5 protein-coding genes are annotated in these 4,574 nt (G+C 67.9%); all 5 read left to right on the plus strand.

All coding sequences use genetic code 11. The annotated features are described in order from the left end of the window. Positions 1-513, plus strand: a 513-nt coding sequence (locus tag WBV89_RS02285) for a glutamate ligase domain-containing protein (RefSeq protein ID WP_423979721.1), incomplete at its 5' end; no start/stop codon positions are given. Further along, the gene (gene mraY, locus WBV89_RS02290) at positions 510-1,556 is read left to right on the plus strand and encodes a phospho-N-acetylmuramoyl-pentapeptide-transferase (RefSeq protein ID WP_423979722.1); all 1,047 of its coding nucleotides are present in this window, start codon (positions 510-512) and stop codon (positions 1,554-1,556) included. The genes WBV89_RS02285 and mraY, both read left to right, overlap by 4 nt. After that, on the plus strand, positions 1,556-2,881 hold the full coding sequence (gene murD / locus WBV89_RS02295; RefSeq protein ID WP_423979723.1) for a UDP-N-acetylmuramoyl-L-alanine--D-glutamate ligase: 1,326 nt from the start codon (positions 1,556-1,558) through the stop codon (positions 2,879-2,881). Before mraY ends, murD begins: the two co-directional genes overlap by 1 nt. Beyond that, complete coding sequence (locus tag WBV89_RS02300; RefSeq protein WP_423979724.1) at positions 2,881-4,251, plus strand: FtsW/RodA/SpoVE family cell cycle protein; 1,371 nt, start codon at positions 2,881-2,883, stop codon at positions 4,249-4,251. The genes murD and WBV89_RS02300 overlap by 1 nt, the downstream gene beginning before the upstream one ends. Positions 4,252-4,253: 2 nt before the next feature. Further along, positions 4,254-4,574, plus strand: a 321-nt coding sequence (locus tag WBV89_RS02305; RefSeq protein ID WP_423979725.1) for a UDP-N-acetylglucosamine--N-acetylmuramyl-(pentapeptide) pyrophosphoryl-undecaprenol N-acetylglucosamine transferase, incomplete at its 3' end; no start/stop codon positions are given.

Raw genomic sequence — 4,574 nt, forward strand, 5'->3', positions numbered from 1 at the left:
GGTCTCGCCGACGTCGGCACCGTTCCGGGGCGTTTCGAACTGGTCGAGACAGCGGAGACGACCGCCCGCGGGATCTCCGTCGTCGTCGACTACGCACACACCCCCGACGGGCTGGACGTGCTGCTCACCGCCGCCCGGGACATCGCCGATGCGCGCACGATCGCCGTCTTCGGCTGTGCGGGACGACGCGACCGCGAGAAGCGTCCGGTCATGGGGGAGATCGCCTCGCGCCTCGCAGATGTGGCGATCGCGACGTCGGACAACCCCCGCGGCGAGGATCCCGACGCGATCATCGACGACGTGTTGGCGGGCGTTGCGCCCGAGTACCGTGCCCGCGTGGTCGCGATCGCCGATCGGCGATCCGCGATCGGCCACGCCGTGTCCATCGCCGAGACGGGTGACGTCGTGGTGATCGCCGGCAAGGGCCACGAAACGACTCAGGACCTCGGATCCGAGACGATCGAATTCGACGACCGCCGTGTGGTCCACGACGAACTGAAGGGCACCCCGTGATCTCCATCCTCCTCGCAGGCGCTGTATCGACACTTGTTTCATTGTTCGGCACCCGCTGGCTGATCACGTTCTTCCGGAGCCGTGGGCAGGGTCAACCGATCCTCGGCAAGGAGGACCTCGGTCCCGAGCACCACATGGCCAAGCAGGGCACCCCGACGATGGGCGGTCTGGCGATCGTCGGAGCAGCCCTGATCGGGTGGCTCGTGGTCCACGCGCGCCCCGACCTGCCCTTTGCCACGCAGTCCGTGATCATGTGGGTCGGCGTGCTGTTCATGGCCGCGATGGGTTTCCTCGACGACTTCATCAAGGTCCGGAAACGCCACAACCGCGGCATCTTCTGGAAGCAGAAGAACTACATCACGATGCTCGCGAGCTTCGGCATGGCGTGGTGGCTCGTGGTCGGGACCGGCATCTCCGAGACGATCTCGATCACCCGCGCCGAGGAGTTCGGATTCGAGATCCCGACGTTCGTCTGGATCCTCTGGGCGGGTGCGATCATCTGGGCGACGACCAACGCCGTCAACGTCACCGACGGTCTCGACGGCCTCGCGGCCGGGTCGGCGCTCATGGGATTCGGCGCCTACGTCATCATCTCGTACCTCGCGTTCCGCAACGCCGATCTCTATCCGTCGGTCGTCAACCCACTCGATCTCGGTGTGTTCGCCGCCGCGTTTGCAGGTGGCTGCCTCGGCTTCCTGTGGTGGAACGCGGCGCCGGCACGGATCTTCATGGGTGACGTGGGTGCACTCGCGATCGGATCGGCGCTCGCCTTCCTCGCGTTGACCACCAACACCAGCCTCCTGATCCTGCTGTTCTGTGCGATCAACGTGATGGAGGCCGGATCGGTCGCACTCCAGATGGGCGTGTTCAAACTGTCCGGTCGGACCCGGCGTCTCTTCCGGATGTCACCGATCCACCACCACTTCGAGCTGATCGGCTGGCCCGAGACCACGGTCATCATCCGCTTCTGGCTCATCGCCGCCATCTCGGTCGGCCTCGCCCTGGGGATCTTCATCGCCGACTTCTCCAGCCTCTCGGCCTGATGCGCGCGCTGGTCTATGGTCTCGCGGTCGCCGGCGCCTCGACTGCACGCGCACTCCTGCGGCGCGATGTCGAGGTGATCGTCGGCGACGACACGATCACGCCCGAGCGGATGGAACTCGCGCGGGACATGGGTGTCGACCTGCTCGACTCGCCCGACGAAGCGGCCCTGCGCGGCATCCTCGCGGGGTGCGACCTGTTGTGCCCGGCGCCGGGGGTGCCCGAGACGCACCGGGTCATCGCAGCCGCGCGGGCGACCGGAACCGAGATCGTCTCCGAGATCGAGTTGGCGTATCGCTGGGAACAGCAGCGCGACGGGGGTCCCCGGCCGATGCTCGGCGTCACCGGGACCGACGGAAAGACCACGACGACCTTGATGACGGTCGAGATGTTGCGCGCGGCCGGGCTGTCGACGATCGATGCCGGGAACACCGACACCCCGCTCGTCGATGCGATCGACGACGACCACGATGCCTTCGTCGTGGAGTGCACCAGCTTTCGCCTGGCGTGGACCCGCGACTTCCGGTGCGCCGCGGCCGTGTGGTTGAACCTCGCGCCGGACCACCTCAACTGGCATGAGTCGATGGATTCCTATTCCGCTGCGAAGGCGCGCATCTGGGCCGCTCAGCGCGCTGACGACGCCGCGATCGCATTCACCGCTTCGTCCGCAGTGATGGGCAAACTCGACGATGCTCCCGGACGCCACCTCACCTTCGGTCCCGGTGGCGTCTACCGCCTCGAGCACGATCGGCTCGTCGGTCCGGCGGGGGAGATCGCTGCGACGGGCTCGATGCGTCGAAGCCTTCCCCACGACATCACGAACGCCCTGGCCGCGTCGGCCCTGGTCCTGGAGACGGGCCTCGCCGACACGGACGCGATCCAGCGTGCACTCGCCGACTTCTCGGGGCCGGCCCATCGCCTCGAGCGCCTCGGCGCGCACGGTGGGGTCGAGTGGTACAACGACTCGAAGGCGACCACACCGCACGCCGCCGCCGTCGCCATCCACGCGTTCGATCGCATCGTGCTCATCGCCGGGGGCAAGGACAAGCACGTCGATCTCGCCGAGATGGCGGTCGAGCCGGAGCGGCTGAAGGCGGTCATCGCGATCGGGGAGACCCGGGATTCGGTCGCGGCGGCGTTCGCCGGTGTGCCGACCGTCGTGACGACCGAATTCCTCCCCGACGCGGTCGAACGCGCTGCGGGGCTTGCGCAACCCGGCGACACCGTCCTGCTGTCACCGGGCTGCGCCAGCCTCGACCAATACCGGTCGTTCGAAGCGCGTGGGGATCACTTCCGAGAACTGGCACCGACACGAGGAGACACCTGATGGCATCGACCACTTCGGTCCAGGACCGGCGTCGAGCGACGATCGAGCGGATGACGGGCGCGCCGCCACTCCCGCGCGGTGCGCGCCCGCCACGTTGGTCGAGGGCGCGCGCACTGCTGCGATCGTCGTCGGCTCCGACGGAGACACGACCGCCGCTCGGGCCTCCGACCGGCGTGTGGTACGGCATCCTCGCCGTGGTCCTCGTGTTCGTCATGCTCGGGTTGGTGATGGTGCTCTCGGCGTCCGCGTACACCGAAGCGAGCCTCGGCAACTCTCCGTACGGTGTCTTCCTCCGTCAGTCGATGTGGGCTGGCCTGGGACTGCTCGGCATGTTGCTGCTCGCCCGCATCGACTACGGCGTCTGGCGCCGAATCGCGGTTCCGCTCGCCCTGCTCGGAGTGATCGCGATGCTGGCCCCGTTCACACCCGCGATCGGCGGGAGCATCAACGGAGCACGCGCCTGGGTCCGGCTGGGGCCGTTCAGCGTGCAGCCCTCGGAGTTCTTGAAACTCTTCGTCGTGATCCTGGCAGCGGACCTGCTGGCCCGTCGTGACAAGTTGATGAACCACCGGCGGAAGACCCTCATGCCGCTCGCTGCGATCGGTGCGGTCGGCGCGGGGCTGTGCATGCTGCAGGGCGACCTCGGTTCCGCGATCGTGCTCGGCGGCATCGTCTTCTCCATCGGATGGATCGCTGGGGTCCCGTTCGCACCGCTCGCCCTGATGGGGTCGGTCTCGACGGCGGTCGGCGTCTTCTTCGTGATGTCGAGTCAGATCCGGATCGACCGATTCACGGCGTTCCTCGACGTGACCGGGAACAAGGATCACCTCGCCTGGCAGACGTACCAGGGATTCGTGAGCATGGCCGACGGCGGAATCAGCGGCTCGGGCATCGGTGGCAGCAACACCAAGCTCGGGTACCTGCCATACGCACACAGCGACTTCATCTTCGCGATCATCGCCGACGAACTCGGCCTGCTCGGCGCCGCTGCCGTGATCGGCGGGTTCGCGCTGCTCGTGCTCTTCGGAGTGCAGACCGCGCTGGCGTCGTCGGACCGGTTCGGAATGCTTGTCGCCGGCGGAATCGCGTCGTGGTTCGGCGTGCAGGCCATCGTGAACCTCGGTGGTGTCACCGGGTTGATGCCCGTCACCGGTCTGACGCTTCCCTTCTTCTCCGCTGGGGGAAGCTCGCTCTTCGTGTCCATGCTCGCGGCCGGGCTCCTCCTGAGCGTCGCTCGGCGCGTCGGTGATCGGCCGCCGACTCCGGTCGCGTCGACCCCGGACACGGCGACCCGGTCCACGTCCAGCCGAAGGGCGTCCAAGCGGACGGCGACGTCTCGGAAGCGGGCGAACCGACGGGCGGTGTCCTGAACGTGTTCGCCGTCGTCACCGGTGGCGGTACCGCGGGCCACGTGCTCCCGGCACTGGCGGTCGCCGAAGCGTTGACCGCTGCAGGACACGCGCCCGCGGACATCCACTACGTCGGGTGCACCCGGGGGATCGAGACCACCCTGCTCCCCGAGACACCGTTCACGCACACGTTCTTCGACGTCGTCGGATTCCAGCGCTCGCTCAGCCGCCGCAACCTCGGCTTCGTGCCCAAGATGCTCAAGGCCCGCCGGGCGGCGATGGCATTGCTGCGCGAGCTCAGGCCGCGCGTCGTGGTGAGCGTCGGCGGCTACGCGAGCATGCCG

This window comes from Ilumatobacter sp., from assembly GCF_049588435.1.
Lineage (GTDB): Bacteria > Actinomycetota > Acidimicrobiia > Acidimicrobiales > Ilumatobacteraceae > Ilumatobacter_A.

Bases quoted from the DNA above. Each gene is read 5' to 3' on its own strand.
- murD (WP_423979723.1), top strand. From the start codon at position 1,556: ATGCGCGCGCTGGTCTATGGTCTCGCGGTCGCCGGCGCCTCGACTGCA.
- WBV89_RS02300 (WP_423979724.1), top strand. From the start codon at position 2,881: ATGGCATCGACCACTTCGGTCCAGGACCGGCGTCGAGCGACGATCGAG.